The sequence below is a fragment of the Streptomyces sp. HUAS MG56 genome, assembly GCF_058673395.1.
Genome location: NZ_CM178722.1, coordinates 7583886 through 7597570, shown reverse-complemented (window position 1 = coordinate 7597570; position 13685 = coordinate 7583886). Strand labels below are relative to the sequence as shown.

The window sequence follows — 13685 nt, the reverse complement described above, 5'->3', positions numbered from 1 at the left end:
GGCGCTTTGGCGGGCGCGTGGCCGGTCAGGCCAGGGGCAGCCCGGGGGTACGGAGCACGCTCCGGCCGGCGTCGACCGCGAACACCTCGCAGCCCGGGCGGGCGGCGGCCCAGGCCGGCCCCTCGGCGCCGAGCGCGAAGGCGGCCGTGGCGGTCGCGTCCGCCTCGGTCAGCGTCGGGGACAGCACGGTGAGGCTGAGCAGTCCGGTCACGGGGCGGCCGGTGCGGCCGTCGAGGATGTGGTCACCGCGCTCGTACCGCCCGGAGGTGGCCACCGCCGCGTCGGTGACCGCCAGCACGGCGCACACCTGGTCGGCCCGTTCCGGGTGCCGTATCCCGACCCGCCACGGCCCGCCCGCGGCGACCACGTCACCCCCGGCGTTGAGACAGAACCGGCGCGCCCCGGCCGCCGCCAGCAGACCGGCCGCCCGCTGCACCGACCAGCCCTTGACCACCGCGCAGGGGTCGAACTCCCGCCCGGGCAGCCGTACGTCGAAGGCGCCGCCGGTCGCGGCCCGGTACTCCTCGCACAGGCCGAGCACCTCCGTGAGGTCCGCGCTCAGCGCGCCGTACGCCACCTCGCCCCGGCCGTACCGGGACACCTCGCTGTGCGGCAGGAACGGACTGAACCGGGCGTCCGCCTCGCGCAGCCACGCGAAGACCGCGTCGGCGCTCGCACCGAAGTCCCCCTCGTCGTCGATGCGCAGCGAGACCGGGAAGCCCATGACGTGTTCGACACGCCGCACGTCAGGAGCCCTTGGCGTCGATGGCGGCCTGGAGGGACTCCTTGTATCCCTGGCTCGTGATCGTGGCCCCGGACACCGAGTCGATGTGGGCGCTCTGCGCCTTCAGGGTCTCCGCGACCAGCTCCGGCACGGCCCACTTGGTCTGCGGATGGTGCGGCGCCTGCAGCATCCGTACGGCGGCGATCCGGTCGCCGCGGAAGGTCACCTCCACCTGGAAGACGCCCTTCACGGTGTCCACCGCGGTGCCGGGGACGACCTTCGACGACGAAGGGGACGACGGCGAGGAGGACGAGGAGGAGGACGGCACGGTGGCCGGCGTCGACGCGGGCCGGGCGATGTCGGCGGTCCCGGTCGAGGGCTGGTAGCGCCAGACGGGGATCAGACCCGCGACGGTCAGGAGGAAGACGGGAACGGCTCGCTTCACGGTGGGACGCCTCTCTCAGCCCGCGAGACTGAAACGCTCGAAGTGGATCTGCTTCCTGGGCACGCCCAGGTCCGCCAGGCTGCGCAGCACGGCGGTCATCATCCCGGGCGGCCCGCACAGGAAGACGTCGCGGTCGGCGATGTCCGGGACCAGCCGGGCCAGTTCGCGCGGGGCGAGCCGGTCGGGGACGACGGGCCCGGTCACCAGGTGCAGTTCGGCGCCCTTGGCGAGGGCGAGGTCGCGCAGCTCGTCGTGGAGGACGGCGTCCCGGTCGGCGGCGACCCGGTAGATGACCACGGCGTGGCCCTCCAGCTCCTCCAGCAGCGCCCGGATGGGGGTGACGCCGACGCCGCCGGCGATCAGCACGGACTCCGGGCGGGTGCGGTGCAGCGCGGTGAAGGCGCCGTACGGGCCCTCGGCGAAGACACGGGTGCCGGGCTTCAGCCGGCGCAGGGCGGCGCTGCCGGCACCGGCCGCCTTGGCGGTCAGGCGCAGGGTGCGGCCGTCGGGGGCGGCCGACAGGGAGAACGGGTTGGCCTGCCACCAGCGGTCCCTGGTGAGGAAGCGCCACAGGAAGAACTGGCCGGCCCGGGCGGGCAGCCGGTCCAGGTCGCGGCCGGTGACGTAGACGGAGACCACGTCGTCGGACTCGGGGACGACGGCCTCGACGCGCAGCCGATGCCGCAGATTGCGCCACAGCGGGAGCAGCATCCGGCCCGCGACCACCGATCCGAGGGCGCCGCCCCACAGCGTGTACCAGTACGTCCGCGCGACGGGCGAGGAGGTGAACGTCGTACCGGCCGCGACCTGGTGGGTGAAGGCGAGGACCACCGCGACGTAGGTGTACAGGTGGATGAAGTGCCAGGTCTCGTAGGCGAGCCGGCGCCGGGCCCAGCGGGCGGAGACCGCGCCGACCACGACGATCAGCGACAGCGCGACGACCGCCCGCAGCACACCCTCGGTGGTCTCGGCGAGGTTCACCAGCTGGTTCACCGGGTCCATCGAGGACGCCCGGGCGTAGCCGAAGGTGATGAACACGACGTGCGTGAGCAGGGTCCACAGCACGCCGAAGCCGGTCCGGCGGTGCCAGGAGGTCAGCCGGTCCATGCCGATCCTGCGGTCCAGCCAGGGCAGCCGGGCCACCAGCAGCAGCTGGAAGGCCATGAGGAGGGCGCCGTACAGGCCGCAGAGGCGGCCGAGCACGATCAGCGTGTTCGAGGCGAAGCCGGCCTGGACGAAGAACCAGGCGACAACGGCCGCGTTGGCGGCCAGCAGGGTGTACAGCCCGGTCCGGGCCACGGCCCGGGGACGGATCGCCGCGGCGGGCGCGGGACGGCTCTGGAGGGTCGTCACGGACGGCAGCTCCTTGATCGGGTCCTGGGTGACGAGCTTCGCCCGCCGATGCTGTCGTTCTCCTGTCGGACGACTGTCACTTGAGTATCGATACGACCGGTCGCGGCGGGCAGCTCCGGCAGGGCCGGACGGGTGACGCAGGACGGGCGGGTGGAGAAAGCACGCCTGCTGGTCGCTCTTCCGCACCGTGACCATCGCCGGGGAGGGCACCTACCGGCTGCGCGCCTGCGAGGTGGAGCCCGGGGTGGTGCTGGTGAGCGCGGCGCCCGTGGCGGACGTCGAGGCGACCGTACGGCAGCTGGTCACGGTCCAGGTGGTGGCGTTCACGCTGGCCCTGCTGGCGTTCGTGGTCATCGGCCGCAGGATGCTGCGCCGGGGTCTGAAGCCGCTCAGCGACATGGCCCACACCGCCCACGGGATCGCCTCGCACGATCTGACCGACCCTGCGGCCCGGAGGTGGAGGAGCTGCGCACCGCCTTCAACACCATGCTGGAGCACATCGACGACTCCCTGGCGGTGCGCGCGGAGGCCGAGCAGCGGCTGCGCCGGTTCGTCGCGGACGCCTCGCACGAGCTGCGTACCCCGCTGATGTCGGTGCGCGGCTACGCCGACCTCTTCCAGTAGGCGGCGGCCAACGAACCCGCCGAACGCGACCGCCACCTGGCCCGCCCGCGGGCCGAGGCCGCGCGGATGGGCGTCCTGCTGGACGATCTGCTGCTGCTCGCCCGGCTGGACGCGGCCGAGGTCGAGAGCCCGCTGCGCTGCGCGGACACCGACCTCGTGGAACCGGCCGGCGAGGCCGCGGACGCCTTCCGTGCGGCTCACCCCGGCCACCCGCTGGTCGTGGACCCCGGCACGGCACCGGTCCGGCTGCGTCCGGACCCGGTGCGGATCCGCCAGGTGCTGGACAACCTGCTGGCCAACGCGGCCGTGCACACCCCGCCCGGGACGCGGGTGTCCGTGACCGTCACGGCCGGGGCGTCCGGCGTGTGCGTCCGGGTCGCCGACGCGGGCCCCGGCGTCCCCGCCGCCGACCGGGAGCGGATCTTCGACCGCTTCTACCGGGTCGACAGGGCCCGCAGCCGCGACCGGGGCGGCAGCGGCCTGGGCCTGTCGGTGGCGCGGGCGCTGGTGACGGCGCACGGGGGAAGTCCGGGGCTGGGTCGGGAGGAGGGGCTGACGGTGTTCACGGTCCGGTTGCCGGTGGCTGCAACTCCCTGAGGGGCGCGGGGCCTTATCGACGCCGGCCATGGACCCGTACCGCTACGGCGAGACCGCTTGCCTGCTGTACGGCCGCGCGGCCAGCGCCGCGACATCGTCCTCCGCGTGCCGCGCGTCCAGCCGCGCGAGGATCGTGTCCAGTACGTCGTCCAGCCCGTCCCCCGTGGGGAAGCGGACGGCGGACAGCCGCGCCAGCGACTGGTCGATGTCCTCGCCCCGCCGCTCCACCAGCCCGTCGGTGAACAGCACCAGGGTCTGCCCCGGCGCCAGCGGATGCGTGGCCGACTCGTACCCGCCGAGCCCCGTGCCCAGCGGCGGCCCCACGGGCACCGAAAGCAGCCTGGCCGAGCCGTCCGGTTCGATGAGCACCGGCGGCAGATGCCCGGCGCTGGCCAGCGTGACCTGGCCCCGGCCGGGGTCGACGCCGGCCAGCAGACAGGTCGCGGGCCGGCGTTCGGCCTCCCGGGAGGAGATCTCGTCGATCTGCCGCAGCACCCGGTGCGGGGGCAGGTCGGCGGAGGCTATGTAGCGCAGCGAGGAGCGGTAGGCGTTCATGTCGACGGCGGCCTCCAGGCCGTGCCCCATGACGTCGCCGACGACCAGCAGGGTCCGCCCGAAGTGCAGCCGCACGGTCTCGCACCAGTCGCCGCCGACGACGGCGTGCCGGCCGGCCGGGAGGTAGCGGATGGCGACGTCGAGGTTGGGGTGCGGGCGGCCGGGCTCCTCCAGCAGGGCGCGTTGCAGGTCGCCGGCGGTGCGGTTGACGTGTTCGTAGGCGCGGGCGTGGCGGATGTGGGAGGCGGCGCGCTCGGCGAGCAGGCTCAGCAGCTCGGCCTCCAGGGGGCGCAGCGGCTCCCCGGAGCGGGCCCACACCAGGACGCCGTACACGTCGTCCCCGCTGGTCAGCGAGAGGCACAGGGCGGCCCGGGTGCTGGGCGCGCCGGCGTGTTCCAGCCAGGGCTCGGCCGTCGTGTCGAGCGCCGGTGCGACCGCTTCCCGGGCGACCGCGGTGGCCCAGCGGACGTCGGGCAGCACATCGGCGTCCCCGTTGATCTCCTCGTACCCGGAGATCGTCTTCCCGGTCCGGCGCAGCACCGCGGCGGTCCCGCCGGCCAGCCCTACGGCGGCCTCGGTCAACTCGGCACAGGTGGTGGACTCGACGAGGGTGCTGCCGATGCCGGCCAGGGCGTCGCGCAGGAGGGCGAGCCGCGCGCCGGCCGCGGCGACGTCGGCGGCCGGCACGGCCTGCGCGGCGGCCGCGGTGCGCGTGGACGCCGACGGCGCCTGGTCGTCGGCGTCGGCGCGACGGTGGCCGCTGTCGGCAGGCCACGACCTGCGACGGGACTGGATCCAGCGCGCCACACCCAACACCCTCACAGAATCTCAAACCGGGGCGAACGGGGCATCGGTCTCATGCATCACATTCGTACCGTTGCCCCCGTCAGACCCGGCAGCCCCGTGCGGGACCCATTCCCACTCCCGCCCCCGTGTCCGGTGGTGCTCATTTTCGACCGGCCGAAGCGTTTCGGACACTCCTTTTGCCAGATTCGGCGTGTCCGTTGATCCGCTGCATGCCGGGCCTCCACGAGATCGCCAGAGACGGAGGCCGACCGTCCTCAGCTCTCCTCGGGAGCCAGGCGCAGCGAGATGGAGTTGATGCAGTACCGCTGGTCCGTCGGGGTCGGGTAGCCCTCGCCGGCGAAGACGTGCCCGAGGTGCGAGCCGCACCGCGCGCAGCGCACCTCGGTGCGCACCATCCCGTGCGAGCGGTCCTCGATCAGCTCGACGGCGTCCGTGTCCTTCGGGTCGAAGAAGGAGGGCCAGCCGCAGTGCGACTCGAACTTCGTGTCCGAGGTGAACAGTTCGGCACCGCAGGCCCGGCAGGAGTAGACGCCCCGGGTCTTGGTGTCCGTGTACTCACCGGTGAACGCCGGCTCGGTGGCGGCCTGGCGCAGCACGGCGTACTCGGCCGGGGTCAGCTCCGCCTTCCACTGCTCGTCCGGCTTCTCGACGTCGTACGACATGAGCCTCAGCCCCTTTACTGCTGCGACAGGCGGTCCAGGATCAGCGGGCCCAGGTCGGTCACGTCGCCCGCGCCCATGGTGAGAACGAGATCACCGGGCCTCGTCATTCCCGCGATCACGGCGGGGCTCTCCGCCTTGTCGTGCACGGCGGTGACGTCGGCGCCTGCGGCCCGCGCGGCCTCGATGATCAGCTCGCTGGTCACGCCCGGGACCGGGTCCTCGCGCGCCGGGTAGATGTCGAGGACGACCGACGCGTCCGCGAGGGCCAGGGCGTCGCCCATCTCCTTGCCCAGCTCCTGGGTGCGGGAGAACAGGTGCGGCTGGAAGAGGACGAGGATCCGGGAGTCGCCGGCGGCGGCGCGCATGGCCTCCAGGTCGGCGGTCATCTCGGTCGGGTGGTGGGCGTAGGAGTCGATCACCTGGACGCCGGCCGCCTCGCCCTTGAGCTGCAGGCGCCGCTTGACCCCGGTGTAGGCGGCGAGCGCGGGCGCCAGCTCCGCGGCGGGGATGCCGAGGGCGGCACCGGCGGCGAGCGCGGCGACGGCGTTGAGGGCGTAGTGCCGGCCGGGCACGGAGACGGCGAAGGTCAGCTCCTGCCCGTCGAACACCGCGGTGACCCGGCTCTTCAGCCCCTGCGGGACGATCGACAGCACGCGCACGTCGGCGTCCTCGGCCTCGCCGTACGTCACCGTCCGCACCGACCCGGCCAGCCGCCGGGTCAGCTCCCGCGCCCCCGCGTGGTCGGCGGAGATCACCAGCGTGCCGCCGGGCACGATCTTCCCGGCGAAGATCTCGAAGGACTCGTAGATCTCGTCCATCGAGGCGTAGTTGGCGTGGTGGTCCAGCTCGACGTTGAGGACGATGGCGACCTCGGGGGCGTACGTGTGGAAGCTGCGGTCCGACTCGTCCGCCTCCGCGACGAAGATGTCGCCCGTGCCGTGCAGCGCGTTGGAGCCGGGCGCGTCCAGGTCGCCGCCGATGGCGTACGACGGCTTCAGGCCCAGCTCGGTGAGCGAGACGGCCAGCATCGAGGTCGTCGTGGTCTTGCCGTGCGTCCCCGCCACGGCGATCGGGCGCAGCCCCTCCATCAGCGCGGCGAGCGCGTCGGAGCGGTGCACCACCGGGATGCCCAGCTCGGCGGCGCGGGCCAGCTCGGGGTTGTCCTGCCGGATCGCCGAGGAGACGACGACACAGCTCGCGTCGTCGGCGAGGTGCCCGGCCGCATGCCCGATGTGCACGGTGGCACCGGCCGCGCGCAGCGCCTCGACGGTCGCCGACTCCCTGGCGTCGCTGCCGGCCACCGCGGCCCCGCGCTGGGCGAGGATCTTCGCGATCCCCGACATCCCGGCGCCGCCGATGCCGATGAAGTGCGGTCGGTCCATGGCGGCAGGAAGGCCGGGTGCCATGTGGTTCTCCCCAAAATCTCCGGTACGAGGCTGAGCGGGCCCTAGCCTATGTGCTCAAGCGCCGGGCCCTCTGCACCAAGGGGTCACCGGTCCCGCCCGAGGGACGCGGCGCTCACGCCTTGCTGTGCGAGAACAGCTTCAGCACCGGCACCCCCACCTTGTGCCGCGCCCGCGAGGCCCAGTCCCGGTGGAAGAACTCCTCCACATAGTGCGGATCGGTCAGCACGATCACCTCGTCCGCCGACACCTCCGCCACCAGGGCCTTCAGCGCCTCCAGCGGATGGTCCTCGACCAACCGCCCCTGCGCCGTGCTCCCCGCCGCGTGCAGCGCCTGCACCGAGACGTCGAGGGCCTGCTGTCCGACCCCCTGCGCCGCCGTCCCCTCCGGCGTGTCCCGCTCCCGCACCGCCTCGTCGAGTTCGCCGAGCGCGATGTCGTCGATGGCCCGCAGCAGGCGGTCCGCCTGGTCGCCGCGCGGCTGGAGGAGCACGTGGAAGGTGACCGGCTCGTCTCCGTGCAAGGTGGTGACGAACTCCACGTCGGCGGACGTCAAGGCCTTCTCGATCATCAGAACGCTTGTGAACACCGGACGCCTCTTCTCCTCCGTGGCCCCGGCAGGGCCGCTGCGGAAACCATCCTGCCCCGTGCTCCCACGGGTTCTGCCGGTCTAAGTCTGCCCTCCGGAAGCTAAACGGAATAGCAGATTCCGCTTATTTCAGGACCGACGGTAGCGACCGAACAGAAATCCGGCCTCCTCAAGGAGGGAGACGAGTGCGAAGCGGCGCGGCACGGCGACCGGCGGGCCCCCGGCGATGCGCTGCGCCTCGCCCGCGGTGAGCATGGGCGAGAGGGTCAGGCACATCTCGTCCAGCACGCCCGCGGCGATGAACTGGCCGAGCAGCCGGGGCCCGCCCTCGGTCAGCAGCCGGGTGTGGCCGAGCCCGGCGAGGGCGCGTACCGCGCGGTCCGGGTCGATGCCCGCGCCGTCGCCCGCGACCACCACCCGCGCGCCGGCCTTCCCGGCGGCGGCGACCCGGTCCGGGGCGGCCGCGGCTCCGGTCAGGATCAGGGTGGGCACGAGGGGCGAGGTGAACAGCGGGAGCGAGAGGTCCAGGTCCAGGCTCGCGGTGACGACCGCGACGGCCGGCGCCGGGCCCTGTCCGGCGGCCGCGCGGGCCGCGGCGAACTCGGCACGCGCGCGTGCCGGGCGGTACCCCTCCTGACGTACCGTTTCCGCGCCCACGACCACGACGTCCGCGAGCGCCCGCAGCGTGCCGAAGATCCGCATGTCGGCGGCGCAGGAGATGGGCTGCGAGCGCCCGTCGTGCTGGGCCGCGCCGTCCAGCGTGGAGACCATGTTGGCCCGCAGCCACGGCCGCGGCTCCCCCGGCTCCGCCCCCGGCCCCGGCTCCGGGTAGGCGTAGGCGGCGGCCAGCTCGGCGAGGCTCCACTCACGGTCGGCGAGCGCCGCCGTACGGTCCTGGGCTGCTGTTTCGTCGGTCACAGGGAACAGGCGTCGCATGTCGTGCAGTGTGACACGGCGCTTAGCATGGGTAACCGTGTCGTCCTCCACCGCCGCCCCCGGTTCCAGCCCCGTGACCGAAGCGGGCCCCCTCTCCCTGTGCGCCCGCGAGCCGCACGTCCCCGCGGACCGGCTCGTCGCCGAGATGGTGCCGCCGCCGCGCTTCGACTCGGTCCGCTTCTCGACGTACATCCCGGACCCGAACCAGCCCAGCCAGACCGAGGCCGTGACGGTCCTGGAGGGCTTCGCGGCCGGGCTGGGCGGGGCGCACGCCTCCGGCGCCGGCAGGCGCGGCTTCTTCGGCTTCGGCCGGGCCAGGGCGCCCAAGGTCCCGGCCGGCCCGCGCGGGGTCTACCTGGACGGCGGCTACGGCGTCGGCAAGACCCACCTGCTCGCCTCCCTGTGGCACGCCACCCCCGCCGAGCCCGCCCGCAAGGCGTTCGGCACCTTCGTGGAGCTGACGAACCTGGTCGGCGCCCTCGGCTTCCAGCAGACGGTGCAGACCCTGTCCGGGCACAGCCTGCTGTGCATCGACGAGTTCGAGCTGGACGACCCGGGCGACACGGTGCTGGTGTCGACCCTGCTCGGCAAGCTGGTCGAGGCGGGCGTCGCGCTGGCCGCCACCTCCAACACGCTGCCCGGCAAGCTGGGCGAGGGCCGGTTCGCCGCCGCCGACTTCCTGCGCGAGATACAGGGGCTGTCCGCCCACTTCCGCGCCCTGCGCATCGACGGCGAGGACTACCGGCACCGCGGTCTGCCCGCGGCCCCCCTGCCGTTCTCCGACGAAGAGGTGACGAAGGCGGCGTACGCCACCGAGGGCGCCTCGCTGGACGACTTCCCGCATCTGCTGGAGCACCTGGCGAAGGTCCACCCGAGCCGGTACGGCGCGCTGACCGACGGGGTCACGGCCGTGTGCCTGACCGGGGTGCGGCCGGTGCCGGACCAGTCGACGGCGCTGCGGCTCGTGGTGCTCGCGGACCGGCTCTACGACCGCGAGGTGCCGGTGCTGGCCTCGGGGCTGCCCTTCGACCGGCTGTTCAGCGAGGAGATGCTGAACGGCGGCTACCGCAAGAAGTACTTCCGCGCGATATCCCGGCTCACCGCGCTGGCCCGGGACGCCAAGGGGCTCGTCACCCCGTAGTCAAGAGCCAGATCTCGCCACCCGACCGGCACTTTTCACGCTCTCTCGCGCTCGTAACGCGCTGTTAACCCTGCAAAGGACTTTGCAGGGTTAACGTGTTTCTTGACCAAGCATTGACCAATGCTTGGTGCGCACGAGACGCGTGAACACACGGAAGGGGGGCGCATGTTCCGAGGTACGACGACCCGGACCCCGTTCGTCCTCCTCGCCGTCACACTGCTCGCGTTCCCGTTCTTCACCCTCGCGGGATCCTTCGCACCCGCGCACACGCCCAGTCAGGCACAGGCCAACGCCGAGCCCGGAATCACCTCCCCCGCCGAGGCGGTACGTGACGGCGCGGGCTCCGCCGCGTGCGCGCAGGAGCACCCGCTCATAGCCGGCCGGGCCGCCGGCACCGACGCCCCGGGCATCCCCGGAGCCGTGGAGCCGCGCGCCCCGAAGGCCTCAAGACCCCACACCCCGGCGGCACTTCAGGTCTTCCCCTGCTGACAGCCGGCCGACGCCGGCCCGGCCCCACCGGGCCCTCTCGCTCCCCCCACCATCATCGTTCAACACCGACGCGCCCGTGCAGGCGCGCCAGGAGGAACCACACACATGCAGCCCCTCATCGACAACGCCCGTAGCTTCGGACAGCGCCCTGAGGAGTTCGCCGGACTCGCCGAAGGCCAGTCACCGCAGGTGCTCTTCATCACCTGCTCCGACTCCCGGGTCGTCCCGGCCCTGATCACCGGCGCCCGCCCCGGTCAGCTCTTCGAGCTGCGCACCGCGGGCAACATCGTCCCGCCCCACACCTCACAGCACCCGACCAGCGAGGCCGCCACCATCGAGTACGCCGTGGAGGTGCTCGGCGTCCGCGACATCGTCGTCTGCGGCCACTCGCACTGCGGGGCCGTCGGCGCGCTGGTGCGCGGCGACGACCTGACCGCCGTACCGGCCGTGCGCGACTGGCTGGCACACGCCGCCACCCCGCGCCCGGCCGGCCAGGCCGAGGACCCGGAGGTCGCCAAGGGCGTGCAGGCCCACGTCCTGACCCAACTGCTGCGGCTGCGCTCGTACCCCTGCGTCGCGCGGAAGCTGACACAGGGTCAACTCGGCCTGCACGCCTGGTACTACGAGGTGCACACGGGCTCCGTACGGGCGCACCGCCCGCAGACCGACACCTTCGAGTCCCTGTGAGCGCATCGATGACCGACGCCAAGCCGACGACCGGCAAGAACCCCCTCATATCCCGGATACCCCGTCTCCCCCACGCGCGGCAGGACTTCGCCGCGTCCCTCGTCGTCTTCCTGGTCGCGCTGCCGCTGTGCGTCGGCGTGGCCGTCGCCTCCGGTGTCCCGGCCGAACTCGGTCTGGTCACCGGCATCGTGGGCGGCCTCGTCACCGGGCTGATGCGCGGCAGCAGCCTCCAGGTGTCGGGGCCCGCCGCCGGCCTGACCGTGCTCGTCTTCGAGGCGGTCAAGGAGCACGGCCTGCCGGTGCTCGGCGTGATCGTGCTCGCCGCCGGAGCGATCCAGATCGCCATGGGCCTGCTGAGGCTGGGCCGTTACTTCCGCGCCATCTCGGTCTCCGTCGTCGAGGGCATGCTGGCCGGAATCGGGCTGGTCCTCGTCGCCGGGCAGCTGTATCCGGCGCTGGCGGCCAAGGCCCCCGACTCCGGGCCGGGCAAGATCGCCGGGCTGCCCGGGGCGTTCTGGGCCGCCTTCGGCGACGGCACGGCCCTGGCCTCGCTCGCCGTCGCGGCGGGCACGGTCGCGGTCCTGCTGCTGTGGAAGCACGTCCCGGCGAAGGCGCGCACGGTCCCCGGCCCGCTGGCCGCGGTCGGTCTCGCCATGCTGGCCGCGTTCGCACTGGACCTGCCGGTGGCCACCGTCGAGGTGCGGGGGCTGCTGGGCGCCGTCCAGCCGCCCCCGCTGAGCGCCTTCGGCGAGCTGGCGGGCGTCGGGGTGCTCGGCACGGTCGTCGCCTTCACGCTGATCGCGTCCGCCGAGTCGCTGTTCAGCGCGGCGGCCGTGGACCGGCTGCACTCCGGGCCGCGCACCGCGTACGACAAGGAGCTGGTCGCCCAGGGCACCGGCAACGCAATCTGCGGGCTGCTCGGCGCGCTGCCGATGACCGCGGTGATCGTGCGCAGTGCGGCCAACGTCCAGGCGGGCGCCCGTACCAAGGCCTCCCGGGTGCTGCACGGCGTGTGGCTGCTGCTGTTCGCCGCGCTGCTGCCCGGTGTGCTGGCGTACATCCCGATCCCGGCGCTCGCCGGCATCCTGATCCACTCGGGCGCCAAGCTGGTGCCGGTCCGGGCCCTCGCGGGGCTGTGGCGCGAGCACCGGGGCGAGGCCCTGATCCTGGCCGTGACGGCGGTCTCGATCGTGGCGGTCAGCATGTTCGAGGGCGTGCTGATCGGCCTGGCGCTCGCGGTGGTCAAGACGGCCTGGGAGGCCTCGCACGTCAGGCTGGAGGTGGTCGACAAGGGCGCGGGTCCGGTCGAGGCCCACCTGTCGGGCAACGCGACCTTCCTGCGGCTGCCGAAGATCCTCGACAGCCTGGAGTCCCTCCCCCAGGACCGCCCGGTCCGCCTGGACCTGACCGGCCTGCACCACCTCGACCACGCCTGTCGTACGGCCCTGGAGAACTGGGCCGAACGCCACAGCGCGGCCGGGACGGAACCGGTGCGGGTCACGGCGGCGCAGGCCGTCTGACCGGTCACCGCCCGGGCCGCCCCGACGGCCGCTGTCCCCGGGCCGGGATGCCGACGCCCCTCGGCATCCCGGCCCGGTCCTCGCGGAGTGCACCGGTCCGCCGGTACCCCTTGCAGAGCGGCCCAACCGGCTTATGGTGACAGCAGCGGACAAAAGCAGACCTCTCCGTGAGGAGGTCACCATGCTCCAGGAGCTGCTGGGCGCCATCGCGGCGGCAGGTTCCGCCGGTCTGGTCTACCTGGCGATGGCGGCCCGGGTGGTCAAGCAGTACGAACGCGGTGTGCTGTTCCGGCTCGGGCGCGTCAGCGGTGAGGCACGGGCGCCGGGCTTCACGCTGGTCATCCCCTTCGTGGACCGGCTGCAGAAGGTCAACATGCAGATCGTGACGATGCCGATCCCGGCCCAGGAGGGCATCACCCGCGACAACGTCACCGTCCGGGTGGACGCGGTCGTCTACTTCAGGGTGGTCGACCCGGAGAGCGCCCTGGTGAAGGTCGAGGACTACAAGTTCGCGGTGTCGCAGATGGCCCAGACGTCGCTCAGGTCGATCATCGGCAAGAGCGACCTGGACGACCTGCTGTCCAACCGCGAGAAGCTCAACCAGGGGCTGGAGCTGATGATCGACAGCCCCGCCGTCGGCTGGGGCATCCAGGTCGACCGGGTCGAGATCAAGGACGTCTCCCTGCCCGACACGATGAAGCGGTCCATGGCCCGCCAGGCCGAGGCGGACCGCGAGCGCCGGGCCCGGATCATCAACGCCGACGCCGAGCTCCAGGCCTCCAAGAAGCTCGCCGAGGCCGCCCAGCAGATGGCCGACACCCCCGCCGCGCTCCAACTGCGGCTGCTCCAGACGGTGATGGCGGTGTCGGCCGAGAAGAACTCCACGCTGGTGCTGCCCATCCCGGTGGAGCTGCTGCACTTCCTGGAGCGGGGCAACAACCCGCAGCAGGCGCCGAACGGTGACACCGCCCCGCAGACACGGGAAGGCGACAGAGCAGTGGGGGCACCCGACGGCGACCGGGCGCTGCGGGCACCGGACGGCGCCGACGCACAGCGTGCCCTGGACGGCGGGAGTACGCAGCACGTGCCGGACGCCGACACGGCGTCACGCGCGCCGGACGGTGACGGCGGGGCACGGTCCGGCTAGCGTGCC

General features: G+C 73.1%; 13 protein-coding genes and 1 pseudogene. 6 read left to right on the top strand and 8 right to left on the bottom strand.

Annotated features, from left to right (window positions below; all coding sequences use genetic code 11):
• Positions 1-25 precede the first annotated feature (25 nt).
• The 3 genes from AC4OXY_RS35600 to AC4OXY_RS35590 are packed head-to-tail and all read right to left on the bottom strand — an operon-like array spanning position 26 to position 2522.
• On the bottom strand, positions 26-745 hold the full coding sequence (locus tag AC4OXY_RS35600; RefSeq protein ID WP_356021784.1) for an FAD:protein FMN transferase: 720 nt from the start codon (positions 743-745) through the stop codon (positions 26-28).
• Position 746: 1 nt separating this feature from the next.
• Entirely contained in the window at positions 747-1169 is a 423-nt protein-coding gene (locus AC4OXY_RS35595; RefSeq protein ID WP_356021782.1) for an FMN-binding protein, read from the bottom strand.
• A 15-nt stretch (positions 1170-1184) separates the two neighbouring features.
• Positions 1185-2522 carry a ferredoxin reductase family protein gene (locus tag AC4OXY_RS35590; RefSeq protein ID WP_356021780.1) on the bottom strand — a complete coding sequence of 446 codons (1338 nt, stop codon included), beginning with the start codon at positions 2520-2522 and terminating at the stop codon, positions 1185-1187.
• Between the two features lie 175 nt (positions 2523-2697).
• On the opposite strand from AC4OXY_RS35590, the pseudogene AC4OXY_RS35585 reads away from it, so the two are divergent.
• A pseudogene (locus AC4OXY_RS35585) lies at positions 2698-3743 on the top strand (sensor histidine kinase); the annotation flags it as partial.
• 42 nt (positions 3744-3785) lie between these two features.
• Here AC4OXY_RS35585 and AC4OXY_RS35580 read toward each other — a convergent pair.
• The 5 genes from AC4OXY_RS35580 to AC4OXY_RS35560 form a co-directional block, all read right to left on the bottom strand.
• Positions 3786-4985 (bottom strand): PP2C family protein-serine/threonine phosphatase, encoded by a 1200-nt coding sequence (locus AC4OXY_RS35580; protein ID WP_491994684.1) that lies wholly within the window; start codon positions 4983-4985, stop codon positions 3786-3788.
• Between the two features lie 374 nt (positions 4986-5359).
• Positions 5360-5767, bottom strand: a complete 408-nt coding sequence (msrB, locus tag AC4OXY_RS35575) for a peptide-methionine (R)-S-oxide reductase MsrB (protein WP_356021776.1) — start codon at positions 5765-5767, stop codon at positions 5360-5362.
• 14 nt (positions 5768-5781) lie between these two features.
• Positions 5782-7173: a UDP-N-acetylmuramate--L-alanine ligase gene (murC, locus tag AC4OXY_RS35570; RefSeq protein ID WP_356021774.1), complete on the bottom strand. Its 1392-nt coding sequence runs from the start codon at positions 7171-7173 to the stop codon at positions 5782-5784.
• Positions 7174-7285: 112 nt separating this feature from the next.
• Positions 7286-7759 (bottom strand): indole-3-glycerol phosphate synthase, encoded by a 474-nt coding sequence (locus tag AC4OXY_RS35565; protein ID WP_356021772.1) that lies wholly within the window; start codon positions 7757-7759, stop codon positions 7286-7288.
• A 129-nt stretch (positions 7760-7888) separates the two neighbouring features.
• The gene (locus AC4OXY_RS35560; protein WP_491991672.1) at positions 7889-8695 is read right to left on the bottom strand and encodes a dihydrofolate reductase family protein; all 807 of its coding nucleotides are present in this window, start codon (positions 8693-8695) and stop codon (positions 7889-7891) included.
• 37 nt (positions 8696-8732) lie between these two features.
• Between AC4OXY_RS35560 and zapE the strand changes: the two genes are divergently transcribed.
• From zapE to AC4OXY_RS35535, 5 genes are all read left to right on the top strand, one after another.
• Positions 8733-9836, top strand: a complete 1104-nt coding sequence (gene zapE, locus AC4OXY_RS35555; RefSeq protein WP_356021768.1) for a cell division protein ZapE — start codon at positions 8733-8735, stop codon at positions 9834-9836.
• 165 nt (positions 9837-10001) lie between these two features.
• Positions 10002-10325 (top strand): hypothetical protein, encoded by a 324-nt coding sequence (locus AC4OXY_RS35550; protein ID WP_402064394.1) that lies wholly within the window; start codon positions 10002-10004, stop codon positions 10323-10325.
• Between the two features lie 105 nt (positions 10326-10430).
• The gene (locus AC4OXY_RS35545; protein WP_356021764.1) at positions 10431-11012 is read left to right on the top strand and encodes a carbonic anhydrase; all 582 of its coding nucleotides are present in this window, start codon (positions 10431-10433) and stop codon (positions 11010-11012) included.
• 8 nt (positions 11013-11020) lie between these two features.
• Positions 11021-12532 carry a SulP family inorganic anion transporter gene (locus AC4OXY_RS35540; protein WP_376286660.1) on the top strand — a complete coding sequence of 504 codons (1512 nt, stop codon included), beginning with the start codon at positions 11021-11023 and terminating at the stop codon, positions 12530-12532.
• A 181-nt stretch (positions 12533-12713) separates the two neighbouring features.
• Positions 12714-13679 (top strand): slipin family protein, encoded by a 966-nt coding sequence (locus tag AC4OXY_RS35535; protein ID WP_376286663.1) that lies wholly within the window; start codon positions 12714-12716, stop codon positions 13677-13679.
• The last annotated feature ends 6 nt before the right edge of the window (positions 13680-13685 follow it).

Excerpts from the sequence above, each read along its gene's own strand:
- msrB (WP_356021776.1), bottom strand. The coding sequence starts at position 5,767 with ATGTCGTACGACGTCGAGAAGCCGGACGAGCAGTGGAAGGCGGAGCTG.
- murC (WP_356021774.1), bottom strand. The coding sequence starts at position 7,173 with ATGGCACCCGGCCTTCCTGCCGCCATGGACCGACCGCACTTCATCGGC.
- AC4OXY_RS35560 (WP_491991672.1), bottom strand. The coding sequence starts at position 8,695 with ATGCGACGCCTGTTCCCTGTGACCGACGAAACAGCAGCCCAGGACCGT.
- AC4OXY_RS35550 (WP_402064394.1), top strand. The coding sequence starts at position 10,002 with ATGTTCCGAGGTACGACGACCCGGACCCCGTTCGTCCTCCTCGCCGTC.
- AC4OXY_RS35545 (WP_356021764.1), top strand. The coding sequence starts at position 10,431 with ATGCAGCCCCTCATCGACAACGCCCGTAGCTTCGGACAGCGCCCTGAG.
- AC4OXY_RS35540 (WP_376286660.1), top strand. The coding sequence starts at position 11,021 with ATGACCGACGCCAAGCCGACGACCGGCAAGAACCCCCTCATATCCCGG.
- AC4OXY_RS35535 (WP_376286663.1), top strand. The coding sequence starts at position 12,714 with ATGCTCCAGGAGCTGCTGGGCGCCATCGCGGCGGCAGGTTCCGCCGGT.